Annotated in this window: 24 protein-coding genes; 12 read left to right on the forward strand and 12 right to left on the reverse strand. The window is 69.4% G+C overall.

Translation table 11 applies throughout. The features are described from left to right. Positions 1-22 precede the first annotated feature (22 nt). On the forward strand, positions 23-244 hold the full coding sequence (locus K340_RS0123225; RefSeq protein WP_037366533.1) for a hypothetical protein: 222 nt from the start codon (positions 23-25) through the stop codon (positions 242-244). Between the two features lies 1 nt (position 245). Here the strand turns inward: K340_RS0123225 and K340_RS0123230 are convergent, their stop codons facing one another. Further along, the gene (locus tag K340_RS0123230; RefSeq protein ID WP_029138447.1) at positions 246-1,409 is read right to left on the reverse strand and encodes an RNA polymerase sigma factor; all 1,164 of its coding nucleotides are present in this window, start codon (positions 1,407-1,409) and stop codon (positions 246-248) included. Then, a complete protein-coding gene (locus K340_RS0123235) occupies positions 1,406-1,813 on the reverse strand; it encodes a YciI family protein (RefSeq protein ID WP_029138448.1) in 408 nt (135 codons plus the stop codon). Before K340_RS0123235 ends, K340_RS0123230 begins: the two co-directional genes overlap by 4 nt. A gap of 167 nt (positions 1,814-1,980) precedes the next feature. Between K340_RS0123235 and K340_RS0123240 the strand changes: the two genes are divergently transcribed. Next, a complete protein-coding gene (locus tag K340_RS0123240) occupies positions 1,981-3,282 on the forward strand; it encodes an SAM-dependent methyltransferase (RefSeq protein ID WP_211229596.1) in 1,302 nt (433 codons plus the stop codon). A 35-nt stretch (positions 3,283-3,317) separates the two neighbouring features. Here K340_RS0123240 and K340_RS0123245 read toward each other — a convergent pair whose 3' ends face one another. Continuing rightward, the gene (locus tag K340_RS0123245) at positions 3,318-5,069 is read right to left on the reverse strand and encodes a DEAD/DEAH box helicase (RefSeq protein WP_037366192.1); all 1,752 of its coding nucleotides are present in this window, start codon (positions 5,067-5,069) and stop codon (positions 3,318-3,320) included. A gap of 24 nt (positions 5,070-5,093) precedes the next feature. Continuing rightward, positions 5,094-6,461 carry an MFS transporter gene (locus tag K340_RS0123250; protein ID WP_037366194.1) on the reverse strand — a complete coding sequence of 456 codons (1,368 nt, stop codon included), beginning with the start codon at positions 6,459-6,461 and terminating at the stop codon, positions 5,094-5,096. Between the two features lie 73 nt (positions 6,462-6,534). On the opposite strand from K340_RS0123250, the gene K340_RS0123255 reads away from it, so the two are divergent. The 5 genes from K340_RS0123255 to infA all read left to right on the forward strand — a co-directional run bounded on the left by K340_RS0123255 (position 6,535) and on the right by infA (position 10,176). Then, the gene (locus K340_RS0123255; RefSeq protein WP_029138452.1) at positions 6,535-7,437 is read left to right on the forward strand and encodes a LysR family transcriptional regulator; all 903 of its coding nucleotides are present in this window, start codon (positions 6,535-6,537) and stop codon (positions 7,435-7,437) included. A gap of 21 nt (positions 7,438-7,458) precedes the next feature. After that, positions 7,459-8,079 (forward strand): FMN-binding negative transcriptional regulator, encoded by a 621-nt coding sequence (locus K340_RS0123260; RefSeq protein WP_029138453.1) that lies wholly within the window; start codon positions 7,459-7,461, stop codon positions 8,077-8,079. 109 nt (positions 8,080-8,188) lie between these two features. After that, complete coding sequence (locus K340_RS32740; RefSeq protein ID WP_037366197.1) at positions 8,189-8,770, forward strand: TetR/AcrR family transcriptional regulator; 582 nt, start codon at positions 8,189-8,191, stop codon at positions 8,768-8,770. 393 nt (positions 8,771-9,163) lie between these two features. Next, a complete protein-coding gene (locus K340_RS0123270; protein WP_029138454.1) occupies positions 9,164-9,913 on the forward strand; it encodes a GNAT family N-acetyltransferase in 750 nt (249 codons plus the stop codon). A 38-nt stretch (positions 9,914-9,951) separates the two neighbouring features. Then, positions 9,952-10,176 (forward strand): translation initiation factor IF-1, encoded by a 225-nt coding sequence (gene infA, locus K340_RS0123275; protein WP_029138455.1) that lies wholly within the window; start codon positions 9,952-9,954, stop codon positions 10,174-10,176. 99 nt (positions 10,177-10,275) lie between these two features. Here the strand turns inward: infA and K340_RS0123280 are convergent, their stop codons facing one another. Further along, positions 10,276-10,701, reverse strand: a complete 426-nt coding sequence (locus K340_RS0123280) for an iron chaperone (protein WP_407662254.1) — start codon at positions 10,699-10,701, stop codon at positions 10,276-10,278. Between the two features lie 137 nt (positions 10,702-10,838). On the opposite strand from K340_RS0123280, the gene K340_RS32745 reads away from it, so the two are divergent. From K340_RS32745 to K340_RS0123305, 5 genes are all read left to right on the forward strand, one after another. Next, a complete protein-coding gene (locus K340_RS32745; RefSeq protein WP_211229597.1) occupies positions 10,839-11,276 on the forward strand; it encodes a VOC family protein in 438 nt (145 codons plus the stop codon). 95 nt (positions 11,277-11,371) lie between these two features. Beyond that, positions 11,372-12,499 (forward strand): MFS transporter, encoded by a 1,128-nt coding sequence (locus K340_RS0123290; RefSeq protein ID WP_037366537.1) that lies wholly within the window; start codon positions 11,372-11,374, stop codon positions 12,497-12,499. Positions 12,500-12,669: 170 nt separating this feature from the next. Further along, entirely contained in the window at positions 12,670-13,050 is a 381-nt protein-coding gene (locus K340_RS0123295) for a group I truncated hemoglobin (RefSeq protein ID WP_029138458.1), read from the forward strand. Continuing rightward, the gene (locus K340_RS0123300) at positions 13,050-14,213 is read left to right on the forward strand and encodes a globin domain-containing protein (RefSeq protein WP_029138459.1); all 1,164 of its coding nucleotides are present in this window, start codon (positions 13,050-13,052) and stop codon (positions 14,211-14,213) included. The genes K340_RS0123295 and K340_RS0123300 overlap by 1 nt, the downstream gene beginning before the upstream one ends. A gap of 47 nt (positions 14,214-14,260) precedes the next feature. Beyond that, positions 14,261-14,851: a hypothetical protein gene (locus K340_RS0123305; RefSeq protein WP_029138460.1), complete on the forward strand. Its 591-nt coding sequence runs from the start codon at positions 14,261-14,263 to the stop codon at positions 14,849-14,851. A 61-nt stretch (positions 14,852-14,912) separates the two neighbouring features. Here K340_RS0123305 and K340_RS32750 read toward each other — a convergent pair whose 3' ends face one another. The 7 genes from K340_RS32750 to K340_RS32765 all read right to left on the reverse strand — a co-directional run bounded on the left by K340_RS32750 (position 14,913) and on the right by K340_RS32765 (position 22,494). Beyond that, complete coding sequence (locus K340_RS32750; RefSeq protein ID WP_051267338.1) at positions 14,913-15,554, reverse strand: DUF1707 SHOCT-like domain-containing protein; 642 nt, start codon at positions 15,552-15,554, stop codon at positions 14,913-14,915. 263 nt (positions 15,555-15,817) lie between these two features. Beyond that, positions 15,818-16,312, reverse strand: coding sequence for a RidA family protein (locus K340_RS0123320; protein WP_211229598.1), 495 nt, complete (start codon positions 16,310-16,312; stop codon positions 15,818-15,820). Beyond that, positions 16,309-16,740, reverse strand: coding sequence for a PaaI family thioesterase (locus tag K340_RS0123330; RefSeq protein WP_029138463.1), 432 nt, complete (start codon positions 16,738-16,740; stop codon positions 16,309-16,311). The genes K340_RS0123320 and K340_RS0123330 overlap by 4 nt, the downstream gene beginning before the upstream one ends. 45 nt (positions 16,741-16,785) lie before the next feature. Beyond that, a complete protein-coding gene (locus tag K340_RS32755; protein WP_084614810.1) occupies positions 16,786-17,565 on the reverse strand; it encodes a helix-turn-helix domain-containing protein in 780 nt (259 codons plus the stop codon). Positions 17,566-17,573: 8 nt separating this feature from the next. After that, positions 17,574-19,376, reverse strand: coding sequence for an oleate hydratase (locus K340_RS0123340; RefSeq protein WP_029138464.1), 1,803 nt, complete (start codon positions 19,374-19,376; stop codon positions 17,574-17,576). Positions 19,377-19,509: 133 nt separating this feature from the next. Next, positions 19,510-20,985: a carboxylesterase/lipase family protein gene (locus tag K340_RS32760; RefSeq protein WP_051267342.1), complete on the reverse strand. Its 1,476-nt coding sequence runs from the start codon at positions 20,983-20,985 to the stop codon at positions 19,510-19,512. Between the two features lie 102 nt (positions 20,986-21,087). Further along, on the reverse strand, positions 21,088-22,494 hold the full coding sequence (locus K340_RS32765) for an FAD-binding oxidoreductase (protein WP_037366542.1): 1,407 nt from the start codon (positions 22,492-22,494) through the stop codon (positions 21,088-21,090). Positions 22,495-22,541 lie beyond the last annotated feature (47 nt).

Below are 22,541 nucleotides of genomic sequence, written 5' to 3' on the forward strand. Positions count from 1 at the left end.
CCATTACAGCATGGTGGTGGGCATGACGACGACTGAGGTGAGCAGCAACCGCCGGCCCACCGATCCGGCGCCGACCCACGAACACGGTTGGCAGGTCGAGTCCAGCCACCCCAGCACGCTGGGCCTGGTCTGCTACGTGCGCTGCCCGGGCTGCGGCACCCGCCGGGTCGACCTGCGGGACCAACTCGATACTCCGCCGGCGGCGCTGAGTGTCGCGGTTGGCCGGCCGCCGGTGCCGGGATAGCTCAGCCGATGAGTTGCTGGCGCAGCCGGGCGGCCTGCAGGGTCAGGTGGTCACGCTCGGCCAGGTTGGTGGCGGCCGCTGCCGCTTCGGCGTACAGCCGGGTCGCGCTCGACAGGTCGCCGGCCTTCTCCTGTAGGTGCGCCGACGCGGCGGCGAACCGGGGAGTCCCCGGATCGACGGCCGACAGGGCCGCGAGTCCGGCCTGGGCGCCGTCAGCCTCGCCCACTGCTACCGCGCGATTGAGTCGGACGACGGGGCTGTCGGTGAGCCGCAGCAGTTCGTCATACCAGTCGACGATCTGCGGCCAGTCCGTCTGCGCGGTGTCCGGCGCGTCCGCGTGCAGGGCGGCAATCGCCGCCTGGGCCTGGTATTCGCCGATCCGGTCCCGGGCCAGGGCCGCCTGCAGGATGTCGACGCCCTCGGCGATCAGGGCGACGTTCCACAGCCGACGATCCTGGTCGGCGAGGGTGACCAGGCTGCCGTCCGGCCGGGTTCGGGCGGTCCGGCGCGCGTGGTGCAGCAGCATCAGCGCGAGCAGCCCGTGCACCTCGGGTTCGTCGGTGCCGGCGGCCAGCCGACGGGTCAACCGGATCGCCTCGGCGACCAGGTCGACGTCCCCGGAGTAGCCCTCGTTGAAGACCAGATACAGCACCCGCAGCACCACCGACAGGTCACCCGGCCGGTCCAGCCGATGTTCGGCGATGGTGCGCTTGGCCCGGCTGATCCGTTGCGCCATCGTCGTTTCCGGCACCAGGTAGGCCGCGGCGATCTGCCGGGTGGTGAGGCCGCCGACCGCCCGCAGGGTGAGGGCGACCGCCGACGTCGGGGTCAGCGACGGATGTGCACACAGGAAGTACAGCGACAGGGTGTCGTCCTCGTCGGCCACCGGACCGAGCTCGCGTTCCACGTAGCTGCGCAGTTCCCGGCCCCGCCGGGCCGACTCCGACCGGGCGGCGTCGACGAACTTGCGCCAGGCCACCGTCACCAGCCAGCCCCGGGGATCCCGGGGTTCCCCGGATGGCCAGCCGGTCAACGCTTCCACCATGGCCTCCTGCACGGCATCCTCGGCCGACGCGAAATCCGCGCCGCGGCGGAGCAGGACGCCGATCACCCCGGGAGTCAGCGCACGCAGGACCTCGGCGCCGGTCTGGGTCCGATCGGTCATTCGGTGACGGTAGGCGCCTCGCCCAGGAAGGGGCGCAGCTCGAGCCACTCGTGCAGCGGCTCGCCCCCCACACCGGGCGCGGCGGAGAGCTCGCCGGCCAGCTCGACGGCCCGGTCGTAGGAGTCGACGTCGATCACCATCCAGCCGGCGATCAGGTCCTTCGTCTCGGCGAACGGCCCGTCGGTGACCGGCGGGCGTCCCTCGCCGTCGTACCGGACGAAGGTGCCGTCGGGCGACAGTGCCTGACCCTCGACGTACTCGCCGCTGGCCTCCAGTCGCGTCGCGAAGTCGTCCATGTATTGAATGTGGTTGTGCACCTCGTCCGGCGTCCACTGATCCATCGGGACGTCCCTGATCGGGGTCGGGCCACCGCGGTAGTGCTTGAGCAACAGGTACTTGGCCATCGGGTCCTCCGGGTATCGATGCGGCCTGGTGGCCGCGACTCGCAGCAGAGACGGAGCGGTCGACCGGTTCTCGACATGATCGGCCGAAGAAAGTATGGCCGCATCGCCTCGCGGTGCAGGATGGCAGGTGCGACCGGGCAGCAAAGCACGGATGGAGGCGGTGGTCGATGACGTCGGGGCGAACGGCCAAGCGGCGGATGGTCCGCAGAAGGAGCAGCGCGGAACGCCTGCTGAGCCTGGTGGCGTTGCTGACGGGCACCGAACCTCCGGTGCGGGTGCGCGCCTGGGACGGCTCGGAGGCGGGCTCGCCCGGTGCCCCGTTGCTGATCGTCCACTCCCGCAGCGCCGTCCGGCGGCTGCTGCACCAGCGCGGCGAACTTGGTCTGGCCCGGGCCTACGTGGCCGGCGAACTGGATGTCGAGGGGGACTTGTACGACGCGCTGGCCCGGCTCGCCGACACGGGCAGGGCCATCGGCCGCAACCCGAGGCTGACGCCGTCCCGAGCCGCACAGGTACTGCGCGATGCGGTGGCGCTGGGCGCGCTGGGACCGGCCCCGGCACCGCCCGCCGAAGAGGTCCTGCTGTCCGGCGTCCGGCACTCCCGCCTCCGGGACCGGGCCGCGATCACCCACCACTACGACGTCGGCAACGACTTCTACCAGCTCGTTCTCGGACCGTCGATGGTGTACTCCTGCGCGTACTTCGTTGATGACGAAGACTCGCTGGCCGCGGCGCAGGCGGCCAAGCTCGATCTGGTCTGCCGCAAACTGGGTCTGCGTGCGGGGATGCGCGTCCTGGACGTCGGATGCGGTTGGGGATCGTTCGCGCTGCACGCCGCCCGGGAGTACGGGGTCGAGGTGGTCGGCATCACGCTGTCGGAGCAGCAGGTGCGGCTGGCGAGCCAACGCGGCGCCGAGCAGGGATTGTCCGATCGGGTCGAGTTCCGACTGCAGGACTGGCGCGAGCTGGACGATGGCCCGTTCGACGCGATCTCCTCGATCGGGATGGCCGAGCACGTCGGCGAGCAGCGCTTCGGCGAGTACACGGCCGCGCTGCGGGATCTGCTGCGGCCGGGCGGGAGGTTGCTCAACCATCAGATCAACCGGGCGCCGGGCGACCTGGTGACCAGCAGGACGTTCATCGACGCCTACGTGTTTCCCGACGGGGCGCTGTTGCCGCTGTCGACCGTGGTCACCCGGTTGGAGGACAGCGGCCTCGAGGTCCGCGACGTGCAGAACCTGCGTGAGCACTACGTCCGCACGCTGCGCGGCTGGGTCGCCAACCTGGACGCCAACTGGGACGAATGCGTGGCGCTGACGTCGCCGGGCCGGGCCAGGGTGTGGCGGCTCTACATGACCGCGTCAGCCCTCGGCTTCGCCCGCGGCTGGCTGCGGGTCAACCAGACATTGGTGGTGCGACCGCATGGCGATGGCGCCAGCGGCGTCCCGCCGGTTCGGGCGGATTGGTAGCGCCGACCGAGCGCCGGCCGTCCCCGCGAAGGGTGTCACTCGGCGGTCAGTAGCGACTCGTCGGGGAGCCAGTCGGTGCCGAGCAGGGCGGCCACCTGACGCAGCGCCGCGCTGTCGGCGCCGGCCAGGTCCGCGGTGGCGGCGAACCGCTCCATCATCACCTGGGCGATGCCGGCCTCAACGGTGCCGGACGCATAGGCGAGCAGCCAGCGCGCGACCTGATGGTCCCGGTGGATGCGGCCGATGACCTGCCGGCCGGCGATGCCGGAGTAGCGGACGTTGTGCATGATGCCAACCCGCGGGGCCGCGGTCGCGAAGGTTCCGTCGGCGAGATGTTCGTTGGCGTGCAACGACAACGACGTGGTCGGGGTGAACACCACCGCCGCAGCCTGACCGGTCTGGAAGCGCATCCTCTCGGTCTCGGCCGGCCGGTCGTTGCTGCGGCCGCCGTAGATTCGGGCGACCGGGATTCCCTTTCGATCGAGCGACGCGGCGATCGGTTCGGCGGCGGCACCGACGAATTCGCAGGAGATCGCGACCTGGTGCCCGGTGTCGATCTGGGCGGCGGCCCAGTCGACCGTGGCATCGATCCGCAGCAGCGAGGCCTTCTGCCGGAACCGCAGGACGGCAGCCCGGCCGGCGGCCACCCGGCCCCGGGCCGCCGGGCGGCTGCCGGCGGCCTGCAGATCGGCCGAGAACTGTGCCCACTCGGTGTCGTAGGCGATGTGCTGCTGGTAGGTCAGCTCGACCTCGGCGACGTCGAGCGGGGCCGGCCCCCAGGCCGCGGCCCGGTGCGCCGTCAGCGGTGGCGCGGCATCGGTCAACCAGCGCCGCAGCTGCCCGGTGGCAGCGGCCTGAGCCTTCGGGTCGGCTTCGGCCCGGTCGTTCCAGGTCCATCTGCCGAACCTGGGCTCGATCGGCAGTCCGGCCGCAGCCAGTCGTGGGCCGAGCGGCAGCCAGGCAGCCGTCGGTTCGTGGTGGAGTTGGGCCAGCAGCGGCGCCAGGTAGGTCAGCTCGGCGGGGAACTGACCCGGAGTGGCGCTGGCGTAGATGACGAACGGCGCCTGGTCGTGTTCGGCGGTGAACCGGGCGATCCGCTGGAAGACCTGCACCCGGCGGGTGTCGACGTGCCGGTACAGGTGCGCCTCATCGGCGATGATCACCGACCAGCGCCCGAAGCCGGGACGGCCGTTGCCGGACAACAGGTTCGGCAGTTGGTCGGGTGAGGAGATCAGGATCCGGTGGCCGCCGTCTCCGACCGCGGCGATGGTGGAGCGCCAGTGCGGGATGGTGATAGCGCTGGGCCGGTCGACCAGGATCAGGACGGATCCGTCGCCGAATGCCCGATCGTCGGCGATCTCCCGGGCAGCCAGCCAAGCGGTAATCGTCTTGCCGTTGCCGGCATCGTCGGTGAGCAGGAATCCACGCGCACCCGCCCGGGCGGCGTCGGTGATCAGCTTGGCGCCCTCCAGCTGCACCCCTCGGGGTGACTTGGCGGCGATGTCCGGCAGACCGGGGCCGGCAGCACCGTTCGCGTCGTCCTCCAGCCAGCGCAGCCGGCTGTAGGGGGTCGAGGCGAATGGCCGCAGCCAGTCCGGCAGGGTCGGCCCGGCATGCACCCATGCCTTCCGGGCGCGGTCGTAAACAGCGCCGGAAGGCCTTACCCCGTACGGGATGTCCAACATCCACAGGCGGTGGCCGTCGCCGGCAGCGACCGGCGCCGGAGCGGCCCTACGAGTGCGGCGGGTCGGTCTCTTCCGGGCGCGACGGCCACTGGTGCTGGGCATAGTTGGCAGGGTAGAGGTCGTCGATCATCGAGCGATCCGGCAACCGAGGATGACGGCCGCGACCGCGGCGGCAGCAAGTAGCGCCCAGCCGGTCCCGTCGGCGGGTCCCCAGGCCCGGACGAACGATCCCAGCGCTGCCACGCCCAGCGCACCGCCGAGTTGCCGGGAGGCGTTGAACAGCCCGCCGGCCACGCCGCCGGCACCGTTCGGTGCACCGCCGACCACCTGGGAGGTCAGTGGCACCAGGGTCAACGGCAGGCCCGGCCCGGCGATCAGCAGCCCGACCAACAGCAGCCAGAGAGGTACGTTGAGCAGCACCGCCAGGCCGGCAATCGTCATTCCCCCCGCGGTGGCGACCAGGCCGGCCAGCAGCGGCAGTCGGGAGCCGCGGGTGGCGACCAGTCGGCTCACCAGCGGACCGAACAGCGGTCCGACCAGGTACGGCAGCAACGCGACACCGGCGACGGCCGGCGTCATCCCGCGGTGATCGATCAGCTGCAGCCCGAGGACGAACAGCGCGCCGGACATCACCAACTGGATCCCGAAACCGGACAGCACCGCCTGGCGCACCTCCGGTACCCGCAGCACCGGCCGGGGCAGCGCTGGCGCGCTCGACCGTCGCTCGGTGAGCACGACCAGGGCCAACCCCGCCAGGGCGGGCAGCGTCCACCACCAGTGCCGGGCATCGGACCCGAGCTGGATCACCGCGTTGATCACCAATCCGCCGGCGAGCACCGCCGCGCATTGGGTGCCCGGATCCAGCCGTCCGCTCCCGCGGGGTGTGGCCGGCAGCGAGCGGCACCAGAGCACGGCGACCAGCGCGGCCGGCACGTTCACCGCGAACACCAGGTGCCAGGGCCCGATCGACAGCAACAGGCCACCGATCAGTGGGCCGGCGGCGAAGCCCATCCCGGTGATCAGCGCCCAGCTGCCGATCGCGCGATGCCGGGCTCCCGGATCCGGGAACAGCCCCCCGATCAGCGACAGCGTCGATGACGGGATCATCGCCGCGGCCGCCCCTTGCAGGGCGCGGAACAGGATGAGCAGCAACAGATTCGGCGCCACCGCGCACAGCAGCGAGGTCACACCGAAAAGTGCCGTGCCGAGCAGGAAGACCCGCCGGGCGCCGAACCGGTCGGCCACCGCACCGGCGGACAGCAGCAGAGCGCCGAACGTCACCAGATATCCGCTGACGGTCCACTGCTGCCCGGTGACGGAGCCGCCGAGATCGACGGCGATCGCCGGCAGGGCGACGTTGAGAATGGTGCTGTCCAGCAACACCATGAAGTAGCCGAGCGAGATGCCGACCATCAGCCGGCGGGCCGACCGCCCGGCGATCGCCGGGCGGTCGGTCGAGGTCGCAATGGTCGGGACTGCTGTCGTTTCTGGCACCCGACCACCATGTCGCTAGCGGTTGTGCGGTCTCCACCGGAATGTCCGAACGCCGCGTGCGGTTTCACCGCACATGGAACCTCGTCATCTGCGCTCTTTCCTGGCAGTGGTGCAGCACCGGACGGTGACCGACGCGGCCATCGCCGTACGCCTGGCCCCGTCGTCGCTGTCCGCGCACATCCGAGCGTTGGAGGCGGGCCTGGGGGTGTCGCTGTTCATCAGGGGGCCGGCCGGGATGACGTTGACCGGTGCCGGCAGCCGGCTGGCGGCGCGCGCGCCGGGTCTGCTCGCCGACTGGGAAACGGCCCGCCGTGAGGTGGTCGAAGAGCGCCGACGGATGCGGATCGTCGGTACCGAACACGTTGTGGCCTCCCAGTTCCCGCAGCTGCTGGAGGAGTTGCGGCGGCGCCGCCCCGATCTCGAGGTCGATGTCGGCAGCCTGCCCACCCGGGGCGATGTGCTCGACCAGGTGCGCACCGGGTGCGCCGATGCCGGGATGATCCTGGATGTCCGGCAAACGGGCGGCGACTGGGTGCTGGCCGGGGTCGACGACCAGCAACTCGAGTTCGCGGAGCTGGCCGGCGCGGCGATGGTGCTCGCGGTGGCACCCAGCCATCCGCTGGCCGCGACGTCCGGGCTGAGCCTGGCAGAGTTGGCTGGGCATCGGGTGGCGATCGGTCCCAAGGTGTGCGCGGTGCATGTGGGAATCGAGCGGGTCTTCCCGCAGCTGAGCCTGGAACGGCTGCCGAGCCTGGTGATCGCCCGCAGCTGGGCGGTCCACGGCCTGGCGGCGGTGATGCTGCCGAAGTTCGCGGTGGCCAGCGAGTTCGCGGCGGGCACCCTGGTTCCGGTGCCGGTCGACACCCGCCCACTGGACGCGTGGCTACGGGTCGCCTGGCGGCCCGGAGCCGCCATGACGGCCGACCTGCGTGACGTGCTCTACGCGGCCGGGGCCGCGGCGACCGCGGCGGCCTGAGCCGCGGATAGGCTGGGGCGGATGTATCTACCGCACTTCAACGCCATCAGCGACCCAGCAGCGACCGCCGAGTTCGTCCGGCGAGTCGCCGCCGGGACACTGATCACCCCCGGCCCCGACGGACTCGTCGATGCGACGCTGCTGCCGATCCTGTGGGACGGCGAGCAGCGGCTGGTGGCACACCTGGCGCGGGCCAACGAGCAGTGGCGGCGGATCGGCGACGGCGGGCAGGGCCTGGTCGTCGTTCAGGGTCCGGACGCCTACGTCTCGCCGGCCTGGTATGCCAGCAAGGCCGAACACGGCCGGGTGGTACCCACCTGGAACTACTCGGCGGTGCACCTGCGGGGCGCCGTCACCGTGCACGACGACCCGGACTGGCTCCGGCAGGTCGTCACCGATCTCACCGACTTCCACGAGGCCGGCCGGGAGCATCCGTGGCAGGTCGCGGACGCGCCGCCGCGGTACGTCGACGGTCAGCTCCGGGCGATCGTTGGCGTCGAGCTGACGGTGACAAGAGTTGAGGCCAAGGCGAAGTGGAGTCAGAACCGGTCCGAGGCGGACCGGGCCGGCGTGCACGCCGGCTACCTCGCCGACGGTGATGACGATGCCGCCCAGCGGATCAGCAGCGGCGGACTCGACTGACCCGTCCCAGCTGGCTACTCGTGGTTGCCGTCTTCATTACCGCTGGCTATACGCCCGTATGATACGCGCGTCTGGTTCGTTTGTATGAATGGCCGGCTAGAGTGCGGACATGGCCGGCACCGATACGCGGGAACGACTGCTCGCTGCGCTCCTCGAGATCATCTCCGAGCGTGGCCTCGACCAGGTGAGCATCCGCGAGGTCGCCGGCGCCGCGGGCGTGTCGATCGGCACCGTGCAGTACTACTGCCGCAGCAAGGACGAGATGCTGGTGATGGCCTTCGAGCGGGTTGTCGACGATCTGGTCAACCGGGCCAAGGGCATGCCGAAGGTCGGCGCCGTCGGATCGGTGTTGCGGGCCGCGCTGCTGGACTCGCTGCCGCGGGACCGGGTCCGGCGCGCCGAGGCTCGCGTCTACCTGGCGTTCACCGCCCGGGCCGCCGTTTCACCCGACCTGGCGGCGGTGCTGCACAGGGCCGCCGCCCGGATGCGGTCGATACTGGCGGACGCGCTGCGGCTCGCGCAGCAGCGAGGGGAGGCGGACCAGGACGTCGATGCGAAGAAGTGGGCCGCGGCCACCCTCGCACTGGTCGACGGGTTGGTGATGCACATGATCAGCGATCCCACCGGGATGACTGCAGCGGTGGCCACCGCCGCGGTGGACGCGCACCTGCGATCGACCTTCGCAGGCTGACGAAGCGGCCCGCGGCACGCTGGTCAACACGTCGGCGCGGCCACAGCGGCGGGCCGGCCGGCGGTGACGGCTCGCGCGGTCCGGTGCCGGCAAGGCCCCGCCCGGAAAAAGTGTTGAGCCGACGGGTGTTCCGTGAGTATCGTCGTGCCGGACCGCGACATACCCCGAGGAGGTGAGACCCATGAACGCTGCATCTGCATGGGTGCTCCCCCTCGTCGTCGCGGTCGGCGACTGACGTAGCTGTCGCCGGGAGCGCCTCGACCAGGCACTCCCGAAAGGCGACAACCGATGAACTCTCTGCATCCATCTACACCGCATCCAGCTACACCGCATCCCGCCACGTCCCGCTCTGCTGCGCCCCGTTCCTCCCCGCCGAGCGAGCCCGAGCGACCCGTGACCATCAACCGTGTCGCGCAGCGACACTGGCATGCCCTGGACGACGATCGGGTCGTCGGCCGCGGCGAAGCCTTCCGCAGGCCCGACCGCCGGATCTTCCTCAGCATCGATGCCTGGCACGGGGCGGTCTTCGACCAACTCGCCACCGTGATGCTGCCCGACCTGCCCCGGCCGCTGTTCACCGTGGTCGATGAGGCAGACCACGAACTCACCTCGCACTGGCGGCGAGCGGGATTCCAGATCCGGGGGCGCGAATACGAGTACCGGGTTCCGACCGATCCACGGCTGACGGGTCTGAGCGCCGCGCCGCTACCGCCGGGGCTGACGACTCTCGGCTTCGGCGCGGCGGCGCCCGAGCCGCTGGGCGCCCTTGATCGTGTGATCCGCGCTGAGATCGAGGCCGGTGTCGGATGGCAGCAGATGCCGGCCGAGGTGATGCACCGCCCGGACGGAACCGCCTTGGACCCGTCCAGGTTTGCCGTCGCAGTGCACCGCGGCGATTACGTTGCGCTACTCCGACTTACGCCGGTGCGACAGCCACGGATCGGACTCATCGCGGTGACGGCCGACCTGCGCCGGCGGGGCATTGCCCGGGCGCTGTTGGCCTCCGTGCTCGGCTCGCTGCACCGCTCCGGGATCCCGATCGCATCGGCGGACGTGAACGAGTCGAACACGGCCGCAGTAGCGCTTTTCGACGGCATCGGGGCCGTTCCCCAGAGCAGCAATCTCGAGTTGGTACTCCGCTGATGCCCGAGCGCGGCGATCAGCACGAGAAAGGAAAGACCATGGCACACACAACAAATGGTATCGAGGTCGAGGGAAGGGTGGTCGAGTGCCTGCGCAACGCCACCTTCCGGGTGGAGCTGCCGAACGGGCACCTGGTTTTGGCGCACATCAGCGGGAAGATCCGTCGGAACTACATCAAGATCGTGCTGCAGGACCGGGTGCTGGTGGAGCTCAGCCCGTACGACCTGACCCGGGGCCGGATCCTGTTCCGCTATCGCACGTGATGCGAGTTGTTCCGGCCCCACCTGCACTCCGGACCGAAGGGTCGGCGCCATGGGTCGGGTTTCCGCATCCTGGAGCGGGAGCATCTCCGGCCGATGCGATCAGGAGGCCGCGGCCTTGACCAGCTCGGCGATCTTCTTGCCCAGGGCCGGGTTCCATTTCGTCAGCGCGTACGAGACCGGCCACATGTCCCCGTCATCGAGGTTCGCCGCTTCTTGGAATCCCAAGGTCGAGTAGCGGTACCTGAACTTTCCGGAGTCCTGGAAGAAGACGACCACCTGGCCGTCGGCGTTCGCGTAGGCGGGCATGCCGTACCAGGTCTTCGGCGACAGCTCGGGAGCGACCTCGGTGACCGTCACGTGCACGCGCTCGGCGAGTGCACGATCGTCCGGGGCCATTTCCGCGATCCGGTCGAGGACCGCCTGCAGGCCGTCGGCCCGTTTGGCGCCCCTCTTGCCTTCTGCGCGCAGCTCGGCCGCTCGCTCCTTCATCGCCGCACGCTCGTCCGCGCTGAAGCCGTCGGACACTGGGTTCGCGGATTTCGTGGACACTGGGGAATCCTCCTCATCTGCCGGCGGGGCGCCGGCCATAGTTGAAAGACTAGGCGGCATCTCGCCATCCGCACTTCTCGATTCCTGACCGGATCGCGATCCGATGAGTTTCGGTGACGGGCGAAGTCCTCATGGGTATGACGATGACGACGAGGGTGCTGAGCGTATCGGTTCCGGTGTCCGACCAGGATGCGGCGTTGACGTTCTACACCGAGGTATTGGGATGCGAACTCCGCGCCGATGTCGAGGTCTGGCCGGGTGCTCGGCTGATCGAGGTGGTGCCACCTGGCTCGAGTGTCGGCCTGATGCTGCTGCCGCCCGACAGCCAGATCCCGGTGGCGATCCGACTGGGAACCAGCGACGCGCAACAAGCCCTCGACACGATCAGGGGCGCCGGCGTGACCCTGCACAACGAGGACCTGATCCGGATGGAGGGGGTACCGGCGATGTTCTCCTTCACCGACCCGGACGGCAACGGGCTGGTTTACCTGGAGGACGTCGACCGGCCCAATTCTGCCAGTAACGGCGATGTCCGATCGCCGCCAGCGTGAGGGCGTGACGACACCTACTGTCCTGCAGTGTGAATACCGCCCTGGAAGTCCGGTCCGGCTCGCCGGTGCCGCTGCGCCCGTCCGTCGTCTGGTTCATGTCGTTGGCGGCGGCATGGGGGACATCGACGATCTATCCGCTACAACCCGCGATCGCCGACGTTGCGGCGTCGTTGGGATCGAGCGTCACCGCGGTCGGGGTGGCGCTGGCGTGCGGCCCGGTGGGCTACCTGGTCGGGCTCGCCCTGCTGGTTCCGCTGGTCGACCGACTGTCCCCGAGGGCTGTTGTCGGTGCTCTGTTCGGGGTCATGGCGGCAGCGTTGGCGCTCAACGCTGTGGTGAGCGGCGTCGCGGTGCTGGCAGCGGTGATGGTCGTGATCGGGGCCTGCTCGGCGGTCGGTGCAGCGCTCAGCTCGGTGGCCGGACGGCTCGCCGCCGCCCGGCGGCGGGCAACGGCGTTGGGCATCGTCACCTCCGGGATAGCCGCCGGAATCCTTGCCGGCCGGGTCGTCGGGGGCTGGTTGGCCGACCAGATCGGCTGGCGCGCGATGATTCTGGTGTTCGCCGGGGCTTGCGGGCTGATCGCCTCAGGTTCGCTGTTGCTACTGCCGTCCACGCGCGGGACGGCCGAGCGGGGTTATCTCGCCACCCTCCGCTCGCTGCCAGTGCTGCTCGTCCGGCACCCGGCGATGCGCGTGGCGGCCATCCGCGGTGGGCTGTGGTTCTTCGCCTTCTGCGCGGTGTGGGCGGCCCTGGCGGTGACCCTGTCCGAGCCTCCCTACTCGTATTCTGCCGACCAGATCGGCCTGTTCGCGGTGGCGGGGCTGTCGGGCATTGCGGCGACCCGCGTCGCCGGTAGTTGGACGGACCGGGTCGGGGCGCGCACGGTGATCCTGGTCGGTCTCGTCGTGGCCGGCGCCGCCGCGGCAGTCGCTGGGTTCACGGTTGGGCACACCGTCGTCACCCTGATCTGCCTGGCGCTGTTCGACGCCGGTCTGTTCGCCGCGCAGGTGGCCAATCAGAGCACCGTCCTGGCAATCGACCCGGCCGGCCCGGCCCGATACAACAGTGCTTACATGCTGGTCTACTTCGTCGGCGGGAGCCTCGGAGCCGCTTTTGGCGCAACCGCAGCCGACGGGCTCGGCTGGTCGACGGCCGTCGTCACCGCGGCAATTCTCGTCGCGATCGCCGCCATCGTCACGCTGGTCGCCGGCCGCGACCGATGAGGTCACCTTACCGGTCAGAGCACCGGGTCGCGCTCCATAGCACACCGAGTTGTGAGACCGACATTGATCCAAACGGGTGCTGTGGCAGGGAGTTTGCTTGGCTCAGAGGCCGAGGTGGTGGTACGAATGCCGCGCGGTCCGTTCGGCCCGCCTTGACGCATTGGAGAGCAATGAGCGAGGTTTCCGAGGTCACCAGCGACTACGAACGGGTCGGCGGTGGCAGGGCAGTGACGACGGTGGTCGCCCGGTTCTACGAGTTGGTGCAGGCGGACCGACGGCTCGCCCCGTTCTTCGCGGATGTCGACATGGTCAGGTTGAAGCGGCACCAGGCCGCGCTGGTGATCCAGGTCCTCGGCGGACCGGCGGGCTACGAGGGCCGGGAGCTGGCTGCCGCTCACCGTGACCTGGGCATCGGCCAGGCGGATTTCGACCGGGTGGTCGGGCATCTGGTCACCGCCCTGCAGGAGGCCGACGTGCCGGACGACATCATCGGTCGGGTCGGTGAGGCGTTGTCGGCCAGCCGGAGCGAGATCGTCACGGCCTGCGCCTGATGGATGTCGCCGCGCTGAAGCGCACCTGGGCGGCCGCCGGCGCGCTCGGAGATCAGGTGCCGCTGTACTTCTACTCGCACCTGTTCCTGTCCCATCCCGAGCTACGGGAGTTGTTCCCGATTTCGATGGCCGCGCAACGGGACCGCCTGGTCGGAGCGCTGGGGCGGATCGTCTCCAGCGTTGACGAGCTCGACCACGAGATCGGATTCATCGAGCAGCTGGGTCGTGACCATCGACGCTTCGCCGTTGTCGCCCAGCACTACGATGCCGTCGGTGCCTCGTTGCTGGCCACGCTGGAACGATTCCTCGGCCCGGAGTGGACCCCGCAACTGGCCGCCGACTGGGCCCAGGCGTACGGCATCATCGCCAGAACGATGGTGATCGCTGCAGAGGAATCCGAAGAGACGTCACCGGCCTGGTGGGATGCCGAGGTGATCTCCAAGGAGCGGCGGACGTTGGATCTCGCGGTCCTGCAGGTCCTGCCGGACCCGCCGCTCGACTACCTACCCGGCCAGTCGCTCGCGGTGGAAATCCCTCAGCGCCAACGTCAATGGCGATACCTGAGCCCGGCCAATGCGCCGCGACCGGACAACACCATCGAGCTGCATGCCCAGATCGTCCCCGGTGGCCAGGTCAGCGGGGCGCTGGTGCGCGCGGTCAAGCCCGGCGACACGGTCAAGGTCGGCGCCCCGATCGGCGAGCAACTCGTGCTACCGGACACCGAACCGAGGGACTTGGTAATGATCGCCGGTGGCACCGGCCTGGCGCCGATGCTGTCGCTGGTGGACGGTCTGTGGCAACGCCGGCGGGAGCAAGGTGGCGGCCCGTCGGTGCAGTTGTTCCACGGTGCCCGCTACCCGTGGAACCTTTACGAGCACAACCGGCTGACGGCGCTGGCCGAGCACCCGTGGTTCGACTACACCCCCGTGGTGTCCGACGACCCGACGTACCACGGGCATCGGGGAATGGTGGGCGAGGTGGCAGCGGATCCTCGATGGGTCGGTCGCCTGGCGATGGTCTGTGGATCCCCACCGATGGTCGGTTCCACCGCCGCGGCACTGCGATCGGCGGGGTTCGACGAATCAGACATCCGGTACGAGCAGTTCGGCGCCGTCGATGAGACCAGCCATTCACCACACCCGCAGATCCAGGAGCACCAGTGAATCCAGACCCGCCTGACCGCGTGACACCGCCAAGGATCAGCGCCGCGATGATCCGCAGGGTGAGCTTCACCCAGCAACCGGGCGGCGGCGTCAACGAGAACGAGGTCCGCGAGATCCTGGCCGTTCTCGCCGACGACATCGAGGCCGACGAGGCCGAAATTGCCCGGCTCCGCGGCCAGCTGGCGAATGCCGGTGGGGCAGGGAGCGGGCCGGTCAGCATCGTCCCGGACTCGGTGAACCTGCTCAGCCAGGCACAATTGGTCGCCGATCAGACCATCGCGGAGGCGGAGCAGTATTCCCGGGACCTGGTCGAAACCGCGCGCGACCAGTACCACGAGATACTCAAGCGAGCCGAGCAGATGGTGGCCGGGAAGCCGGCCGACGGCGGTGGCGCACCCAGGACAGCGGTGTCCGCGGATCGGTACCCGGTCGGGAGCAGCACTTCGGTGCCGCAGGTCGAGTACGTGCGGACGTATGCCAAGGTCGCCGAGGCGCAGTTGCGGGCGGTCCTCGAGGCGCTGACCGCCGAGGTGGACAAGCTCGGGCGGCTTCCCGAGCTCGGTGCCGGGATGGCCGGACTGCCCGCCCCACGCGGATCGGAGTTCGACGGTCCGACCGTGCTCGACCCGGCCTGGTAGGGCCGGGCGCAGCCGGCGCCGGATCCGGTCGGTTGCTGTTGCGGCGCGACAGCTTCCGGGCTCAGCGGTCGCGAAGGCCACCGTGCAGGAGCCGAGACCGCCTGCGCGGGCGCTTCGGCTCGGAGCGCATCGAGGCGTCGCCGAACAACGAGACGGCCACCAGGCGGATCCGCGGTGTGCCCGGCACCCGCGGTACCGGCGCCACCTCGATCTTGCGGTCGCCGAACAGGCACACTCCGGTCAGTTCCACCTCGACGCCCTCCGGCACCAGCACGTCGATGTCGCCGAAGACGCCCCAGTACTTGATCACCACCTCGTCGGTGTCGGTGTAGGCGCCGCGCAGGTCCAGCACGGTGTCGCCGAACACGTTCACCGCCGTCACCACCGAGTCCGCCCGCCAAGCGCCGGAACGGGTTTCGTCACCGACGACGTTGACCACCCACTTCGTGCGGTTGCCGGTGCCGACCGCCGGAGCCGTCGGCAGCCCGTCGATCGCGGTCGCCAGTTCGGTCCTGCTCCGGGAGGCGTACACCACGTCGATCCGCTCGATGTACTCCTGCAGCGTCAGCGCGCCGAGCCCGACGGCCTGCTGCAACCGGTCGGCGACCAGCTGGCGTTCGCCGTCCGGCAGGGCCGGCTCGTTGTGTGGGTGAGCCGGCCTGTTGTCGTCGCTGTCGTCATCCGGGAGTTTTGCCAAGTTCATCGACCCACGGTAGCCAGCGCCGGCCGTGCGGTCAGGTCAATTTCCGGGTTTCCGGTGGTGCGGCCGCCGATCCGCCGCGAAGTCCCGGTACCGGCATCCGGCTCGCGTCGATGCCCGAGTAGCCGGGATGGCGCCGCCTCCTGGCACAGGTGTTGGTAGTGCCGGTGCCGTACCAACCGTCGACAGTGGTGCTGTATCCCTTGGCTGTCAACCCTTTCTGCACCCGCACCGTCGGGGCGGTGGGCCGGAGCAGTTGGCACCCGTCAGTCCATCGCCGTTGCTTCCAGAGCGACCATGAGATCGGGTCCGGCCAGCGAAGGGACCCCGAGCACCGTTGTGGCAAAGCGTGACCCGTTGAACCGGTCCGTGATCGCCGAGAAATGCCGGAACAAGGTGCTGAGTTCGGTGGTGAAGATGTTGAGCCGCACGACATCCGACAGTGCCATCTGCGCTTCGGCCAGCACCGCCTCGAGGTTGTCCAACGACTTCGCGAGCTGCGCGGCCAGGTCTCCCGGATGCACCGGGGTTCCGGTTTCGTCGACGGAATCCTGTGCGCTGCAGATCAGTTCACGTCGGCGCCCGGTGATCAAGAGCGCCTGGTCGAACCCCAGGCCGACCGAGAATGACGTGGGATTGATCGCGATCCGTTCCATGGCTACTCCTTGAGTGTTGGTGTCGAAGGCGAAGGGTGTCCCGTCGGCTCTCGGCAGCACGGACGCCGTCAGCGCGGCACCGCCGGCGGCCGACGGGTCCGTCAAGGGTTCCTCGTGACCCTGGCCGTCGCGGTGGCGGTGGCCAGGATGCCCGCGACGTCTGCCAAAGTCGCGTCCAGGAACGCGAGTTGACCGTCGCGGTGGACGACGCGGCCGTGCCCGATCAGGCGGCCCGGCCGGGCCGGACGCAGGAAACTGCTCTTGAACTCCAGAGTGGTCTGGAACTCGTCCGGGTCCAGGGTGGCGAGCAGGGCCGGCCCGACGGTGTCGAACAGCATCGCGGCGAGGAATCCGCCGAGCACCTCACCCATCGGATTGGTGAAGGCGTCGGTCGCCGCGAACGCGACCTCGATCCAGCCGGCGTCCGGATCGGCGTCAAGGAATTCGAAGCCCAGCGTGGCAGCGGCGGGCGGCATCGGCGCGCGTCCCGTCACGCCGTCCCAGAACGGGCCCGTTCTCCGCTGGATACGCATCGGCCGACGGTAACGGGAGGGAGATCCCGCCCGATTGAACAGAATTCACCTCCACGCACGGCCGGTGGCCGCAGCCGGCGTGGTGCCGGCGAACTCGGCGAAGTCACGGATCAGATGCGCCTGGTCCGCGTAGCCGCACTCGGCCGCCAGCCGCGCCCAGTCCGGTCGCGGTGCCTCGTCCAACCGGCGGAGCACCCGCTCGAAGCGGATCACCCGGGCCGCGCGTTTCGGGGTGAGCCCGATCTGCTCGCGGAACCGGGTGATGAGGTGCTTGTGGCTCCAGCCGACCTGCCGGCAGATGACCTGGATCGGCACAGCGCCGCCGCTGCGCTCGAGTTCCCGCCAGGCGAACGCAACGTCACCGGTGATGGCCGGAGCCGACTCCACCCGGCCCAGCAGGAATCGGTCGACCGCGCCGAACCGGCCGCGCCAGGTCGCCGCGTCCCGTACCGCGTCACCCAGCCGGCGGCCCGCCGGGCCGAGCACCTCGCCGAGATCGACCAACTGCCCCGCGAGGTGGTGCATGGGCACACCCAACACCCGATAGGCACCCAGCGGAGTCAGATCCACCTGCAGGTAGCGCGGCGCGCAACCGCCTTCGAGGGGGGTGGGCCGGTCGGCCGTACCGTGCAGGAACTCCGGTGGGCGCACCGCCGAGTCCTCGACCTTGATCACCAGCTGCACCGACGCATGCGCGGGCACCACGAACCGCGCAGTCCGATCCGGTCGCATCGCCCATCCGACATAGCCGCCGCCTGCCACCATCGAGCGGAGCCGCGGGCTCGGCGGCCAGCGCACCGGAGCGAGGTGACGCATTCCCGTCATGTCATGTCTCAGGCGTTGGCGTCGTCGGCTCGATCGCGTCCGATGTTGTCGATGTCGTGGATCAGGCCGAAATCGGTGAGGAGCTGCCCGATCTGGGTGTGGTCGAGCTTCCTGATGATGCGATTGCCGATGAACTTCGGTCCTGGCAGTTCGACCTCGGCTCCGTCGCGGAGGCGGGTGGTCGCCTTCAGCAGGAAACGCAGGTCGTAGGTGGAATTGAAGACCTCGGGGATGCCGCGGTCGATTCCGAGGAGTTGGTAGGCGGCCTCCATGCCCGTGCGCACCGAGTACTCGGTGGTGAAGATGGTGTCACGCGTCGTCTCGGCGAACTGACCGATGAACGCGAAGTTCACCGCACCCTCGGGCACGACATCGGGTCGGTCGCCGGCCGTCCGGGGCATGAAGAACGAGGTGACATAGGGCATCATGACCGGCACGGTCTTCGCGCCGTCCGCTGCCAGCCGTTGGATGTCTTCGGTCGGCACCCCGAGGTGGTAGAGCCACTCCTGGGTGATCTCCTCTCCGGTGCACTCGGACATGGTCTTCTTGACGTGGTCGCCGGGGGTGTCGACGAACAAACCGTAGACCCAGACGACGATCTCGTCGGGCGACTGGGCCTTGAAGTGTGGCTGCCGGTTGACCGTCCAGCTCATCAGCCAGGCGGAGTCCTTGGCGGTGACGATGCCGCCGGTGACGACCCTTCCGGCGAACGGGTCGCGCCCGGCGATCTTCTCGATGTAGGCCGGGATGTCCGGTCCGATGGTGGTGACGGTGGCGGACTCCCACTTCGTCTTCGCGATGTCGCCGGCGAACACGTCGGGACGGCCGAACGTCGGGTGCTTGGCGGCGATGCGCCGCCAGAGGTCCCAGGCCGGTGCGGGTCCCTCGTCGAGCTTCGCCGGTCGATGGTGGTTGCCGTCGTCGGAGTTCTCCGTCAGCGAACCGATGGTGGCGAGCACGAGGTCGTCCGGACCGAGCTGGACGCCACCGGCCACCCCGCCGGCAACCCAGTGGAGGTACGTCGCCTGCTTCCGGTCGCCGTCGAAGGCGAAGTCGATGTCGGTGACCTCGGTGGAGAACGCGAAGGTGACGCCCTGGTCGAGCAGCCACTGGTACATCGGCAGAACGAGCGACTCGTACTGGTTGTACTTGGTGAACTTCAACGCCGACAGGTCGGGCAGACCCCCGATGTGGTGCACGAACCTGTGCAGGTACAGCTTCATCTCCAGCGCGGAGTGCCATTCCTCGAACGCGAACATGGTGCGCCAGTACAGCCAGAAGTTGCTGTTCAGAAAGTCTTCGCCGAAGACCTCGTCGATGCGCTTGTCCTGCATCTCCTCGCGGGAGGCGAGGAACACCTTGACCATTTCCTGCTGAGCCTTGTCGCTCAGTCCGAACTCGTTGTTGGTCTTCGCGTCCTGACCCTGCTTCTCGGTGACCCGGCAGAGCGAGAAGTTCGGATCGTCCTTGTTCAGCCAGTAGAACTCGTCCAACACCGACCCGTCGACCTCCAGCGACGGGATGGTGCGGAACAGGTCCCACAGGCATTCCATGTGGTCCTCCATCTCGCGGCCGCCGCGAATGACGAAGCCCTTCTCGGGCTTACGGATGCCGTCCAGCGCTCCGCCGGGAAGGTCGAGGCGCTCGAGGATGGTGATCCGGTCACCCGGCAGCTGTCCGTCGCGGATCATGAACACGGCCGATGCCATCGACGTCAGACCGGCGCCGACGAACCAGGCGGTCTTGTTCTCGACGCCCTCGGGCTTGCGGGGACGGGCGAACGCCTCGTAGTTGCCGCTGCTGTAGTACATGATCACGCGCCCCTCTGTCGACAATCGGCAGGCGAACGATCAGGCGATCAGGTCGACCGCCACCGCGGGCCGCTCGCTCCGGTCAGCCTGCCATCACCGGCGATCAGCGGCACCTCGAGGCGTTCGGCCACGCTCACCTACGCGGCGTCGTCGGCGGATCCGCCGCATCGTCACCTGCGACGAGGTCGAGCACGCACGGCGGGTCGGACCAGATCTGGGCCGACACCTGCTCGGGATAGGCGGCGACCGTCGGCTCGACGTCGAACAGCCGGGTAGCGCCCGTGTCGAAGGTGGGCCAGCCGGGGTCACCGACCGTCGCGAAGGCGATCCAAGCGGTGCGTAGCTGTGCCGACATCGCCGCAGCTTCCGGGGTGGGATCGCCGATCAATGTCGCCGGCTGGCCGGCGGTGAGATTGCCGAAGACCAGCGGCACGTCCAGCCCGTGACAGGCGCCGAACAGGCCGCCCATGCCAGGGGCGGGCCAGCTCAGCTCATAGAGGTGCGCGCGACCGCCGGCCCTGATTTGAGCTTTCGCCAGGTGCAGGGACGGCATCCGGAACAGCCAGTCGGAGCGGACCACCTCGTAGAGCTCGTCGGGATCCGGGAAGCTCTCCAGGTATCGCCGGGAATCGGGCGCGAAAACCGCGGCCGTTTCGGCGGCCTGCGCCCGGGTGATGTCCCCGAGCATTCCGCTCAGCGCGGTGAGCAAACGCTGTTCGTCACGGGTGTGCCCGACCATCAATCCGACCCGGCCGGTCACCCCGGACCACGGCGTGGTGGGCAGCACGTCGCCGTCGACGACCGGTGCGAAAGGTATCCGCGCGTGCGCCGCCTGACCCCAGCGATCCGCGAACTGCCCCATCTTCGCCATGACGGCGTCACCAGCGGCCGGCAGTAGCCGTGGATCCACGGTGGACAGCTCGGCGGGTGCGCGGCCGAGTACCGCAGCGCACTCCCGGGTGATGTCAGCTGACAGCTCCGGCGTGAAGTAGGTGCCCGGCACGCTTTGCGCGATCGCGCGGTGGAACAGCCCGGCTGCCCGCGGCATGGCCAGCAGCGCAGCCACCGATCCGCCACCGGCGGACTGGCCGAACACGGTGACCCGGTCCGGATCGCCGCCGAAGGCGATGATGTTGTCCTGCACCCATTTCAGCGCCGCAACCTGGTCCAGCAGACCACGGTTGGCCGGCGTCCCGGGCACATACCCGAAGCCTTCCAGCCCCACCCGGTAGTTGAACGTCACCAGAACTACGCCGCCGTGTGCGAGGTTGCCGCCGTCGTACTCGGGCAGACCGGACGTGCCGAACGCATAGGCGCCGCCCTGGATCCACACCATCACCGGCAGGCTGCCGCCGAGCTCCGATGACCAGATGTTGACGGTCAGCCAGTCGTCGCCTTCTTCGCCCACCCGGTCCATTCCGAAGTATCCGGACTGCGGAGGTGGTGGCCCGAAATCGGTTGCCGGGCGCACGCCGTCCCAGGCCCGGACCGGCTGCGGCGCACCGAAACGTACGGGTGCCGCCGCGTAGGGGATGCCGCGAAAGACCGTCAGATCCGTCGCCGCTTCGCCGCGGACAACGCCACCGGTGACCCTGACATCGGTTTTCACCTCAGGATTGTCGCCAGCGCAGCGACGGGCGCGCCACCCATTTGTGCCGGCAGCGTCGGATGTTCTGCTGACCACGCCCACGGGCCGTGACGACCTGGCCGGTCAGGTGGAGGGGACGATGTTCTGGTTGAGCCGGAACAGGTTGGTGGGGTCGTATTCGTTCTTCAACTCCACGAGCCGGCGGTAGGTGTCGGGGGGATAGGAGGCCCGGACCAGTGCCTGATTCGATTCGCCGGTGAAGTTCACGTAGGTGCCGGCGTCCTGACCCAGGCCCGAGGTGACGGCCCTGGCCCAGTCGACGGCCGCGGCGAACCCGTCGGCGGTGGGCGTCCTCGCGACGATATTGACGATGAACTCCTGATCCCGCAAGGCGAATGCGGTCGCGTCGGCCGGCACCCGGCCCACCGCTCCGCCGAGGTGCTGCAGGTGGATCTCGGTGAGTGTGTTGGGCAGTGTGGCGAACGAATCCTGCAGCACCCGCAGGGATGTGGCGTCGGCGCTGCGCAGGAACGCCGAACGGAAGTAGTTGTAGATGCCCCGCGGGTACAGCGGATCCAGCGCCTGCTGCCATCCGGCGTACGGATGGACGGCGAAGATATCGGCGATGACGGTGCCAAGGGATCGGAACGGGGCGGTCGCGGCCTCGCCGTCATCGGGATCACCCGACCAACAACCGCCGACGCCGATAATCGGTGTGCCGTGGACGGATTCGGGCAGGAAGGGCACCGGTGGGGCGGTGGTCATGTTGACCAGCGTGGTCAGTTCATCCGGGGCCGCGGCGCAGGCCTGCCGGTAGCCGGCCAACACCTGCTCGGCCTCGTCAGCGGGGTAGAAGACCAGCCCGGACAACACCGCCGGGCCGACGTCGTGCAGCCGGTACTCGAAGGAGGTCACCACGCCGAAGTTGCCGCCGCCACCGCGCAATCCCCAGAACAGGTCGGGGTTCTCGTCAGCGCTGGCGTGCACGAACTGGCCGTCCGCGGTGACGACGTCGGCCCCGATCAGGTTGTCACTGGCCAGCCCGTACTTGCGCATCAGCCAGCCGATGCCGCCGCCGGTGGTGAACCCCGCGATGCCGGTCGAGGAGACCAAACCGCCGGTCACCGCCAGGGCGAACTGCTGGCTCTCGGCATCCAGGTCCTTCCAGGTGCAGCCGGCCTGCGCGATTGCGACGCGGCGGTCCGGGTCGACCTGGATCCCTCGCATCGGCGACAGGTCCAACACGATCCCGCCGTCGACGGTGGAGAACCCGGGGATCGAATGGCCCCCGCCGCGGACCGCCAACGGCAGCCCCTCGCTGCGGGCCAGATCGACCGTGCGGATCACGTCGGCCACGCCGGCGCAGCGGGCGATCAGCGCCGGATGCCGGTCGTGAGCGCCGTTCCAGATCGCGCGGTCGGGGTCGTAGCTGTCGTCGCCGGGCGTGATCGCGGTGCCCCGCAGGCCCGCGGCGAATTCGGCGACGGTGGCCTCTCCGAGGCGCAAAGGCGAGCTTTCGGTGGTGGTCATCTGTTCCTCCTGGTGGTCTTCGAGCTTCTTCGACAACGCTAGGAAGG

The organism is Nakamurella lactea DSM 19367 (assembly GCF_000426645.1).
Taxonomy (GTDB): domain Bacteria; phylum Actinomycetota; class Actinomycetes; order Mycobacteriales; family Nakamurellaceae; genus Nakamurella; species Nakamurella lactea.

Bases quoted from the DNA above. Each gene is read 5' to 3' on its own strand.
- K340_RS0123225 (WP_037366533.1), top strand. From the start codon at position 23: ATGACGACGACTGAGGTGAGCAGCAACCGCCGGCCCACCGATCCGGCG.
- K340_RS0123230 (WP_029138447.1), bottom strand. From the start codon at position 1,409: ATGACCGATCGGACCCAGACCGGCGCCGAGGTCCTGCGTGCGCTGACT.
- K340_RS0123235 (WP_029138448.1), bottom strand. From the start codon at position 1,813: ATGGCCAAGTACCTGTTGCTCAAGCACTACCGCGGTGGCCCGACCCCG.
- K340_RS0123240 (WP_211229596.1), top strand. From the start codon at position 1,981: ATGACGTCGGGGCGAACGGCCAAGCGGCGGATGGTCCGCAGAAGGAGC.
- K340_RS0123245 (WP_037366192.1), bottom strand. From the start codon at position 5,069: ATGCCCAGCACCAGTGGCCGTCGCGCCCGGAAGAGACCGACCCGCCGC.
- K340_RS0123255 (WP_029138452.1), top strand. From the start codon at position 6,535: ATGGAACCTCGTCATCTGCGCTCTTTCCTGGCAGTGGTGCAGCACCGG.
- K340_RS0123260 (WP_029138453.1), top strand. From the start codon at position 7,459: ATGTATCTACCGCACTTCAACGCCATCAGCGACCCAGCAGCGACCGCC.
- K340_RS32740 (WP_037366197.1), top strand. From the start codon at position 8,189: ATGGCCGGCACCGATACGCGGGAACGACTGCTCGCTGCGCTCCTCGAG.
- infA (WP_029138455.1), top strand. From the start codon at position 9,952: ATGGCACACACAACAAATGGTATCGAGGTCGAGGGAAGGGTGGTCGAG.
- K340_RS0123290 (WP_037366537.1), top strand. From the start codon at position 11,372: ATGTCGTTGGCGGCGGCATGGGGGACATCGACGATCTATCCGCTACAA.
- K340_RS0123295 (WP_029138458.1), top strand. From the start codon at position 12,670: ATGAGCGAGGTTTCCGAGGTCACCAGCGACTACGAACGGGTCGGCGGT.
- K340_RS0123300 (WP_029138459.1), top strand. From the start codon at position 13,050: ATGGATGTCGCCGCGCTGAAGCGCACCTGGGCGGCCGCCGGCGCGCTC.
- K340_RS0123305 (WP_029138460.1), top strand. From the start codon at position 14,261: ATGATCCGCAGGGTGAGCTTCACCCAGCAACCGGGCGGCGGCGTCAAC.
- K340_RS32750 (WP_051267338.1), bottom strand. From the start codon at position 15,554: ATGAACTTGGCAAAACTCCCGGATGACGACAGCGACGACAACAGGCCG.
- K340_RS0123330 (WP_029138463.1), bottom strand. From the start codon at position 16,740: ATGCGTATCCAGCGGAGAACGGGCCCGTTCTGGGACGGCGTGACGGGA.
- K340_RS32755 (WP_084614810.1), bottom strand. From the start codon at position 17,565: ATGACGGGAATGCGTCACCTCGCTCCGGTGCGCTGGCCGCCGAGCCCG.
- K340_RS0123340 (WP_029138464.1), bottom strand. From the start codon at position 19,376: ATGTACTACAGCAGCGGCAACTACGAGGCGTTCGCCCGTCCCCGCAAG.
- K340_RS32765 (WP_037366542.1), bottom strand. From the start codon at position 22,494: ATGACCACCACCGAAAGCTCGCCTTTGCGCCTCGGAGAGGCCACCGTC.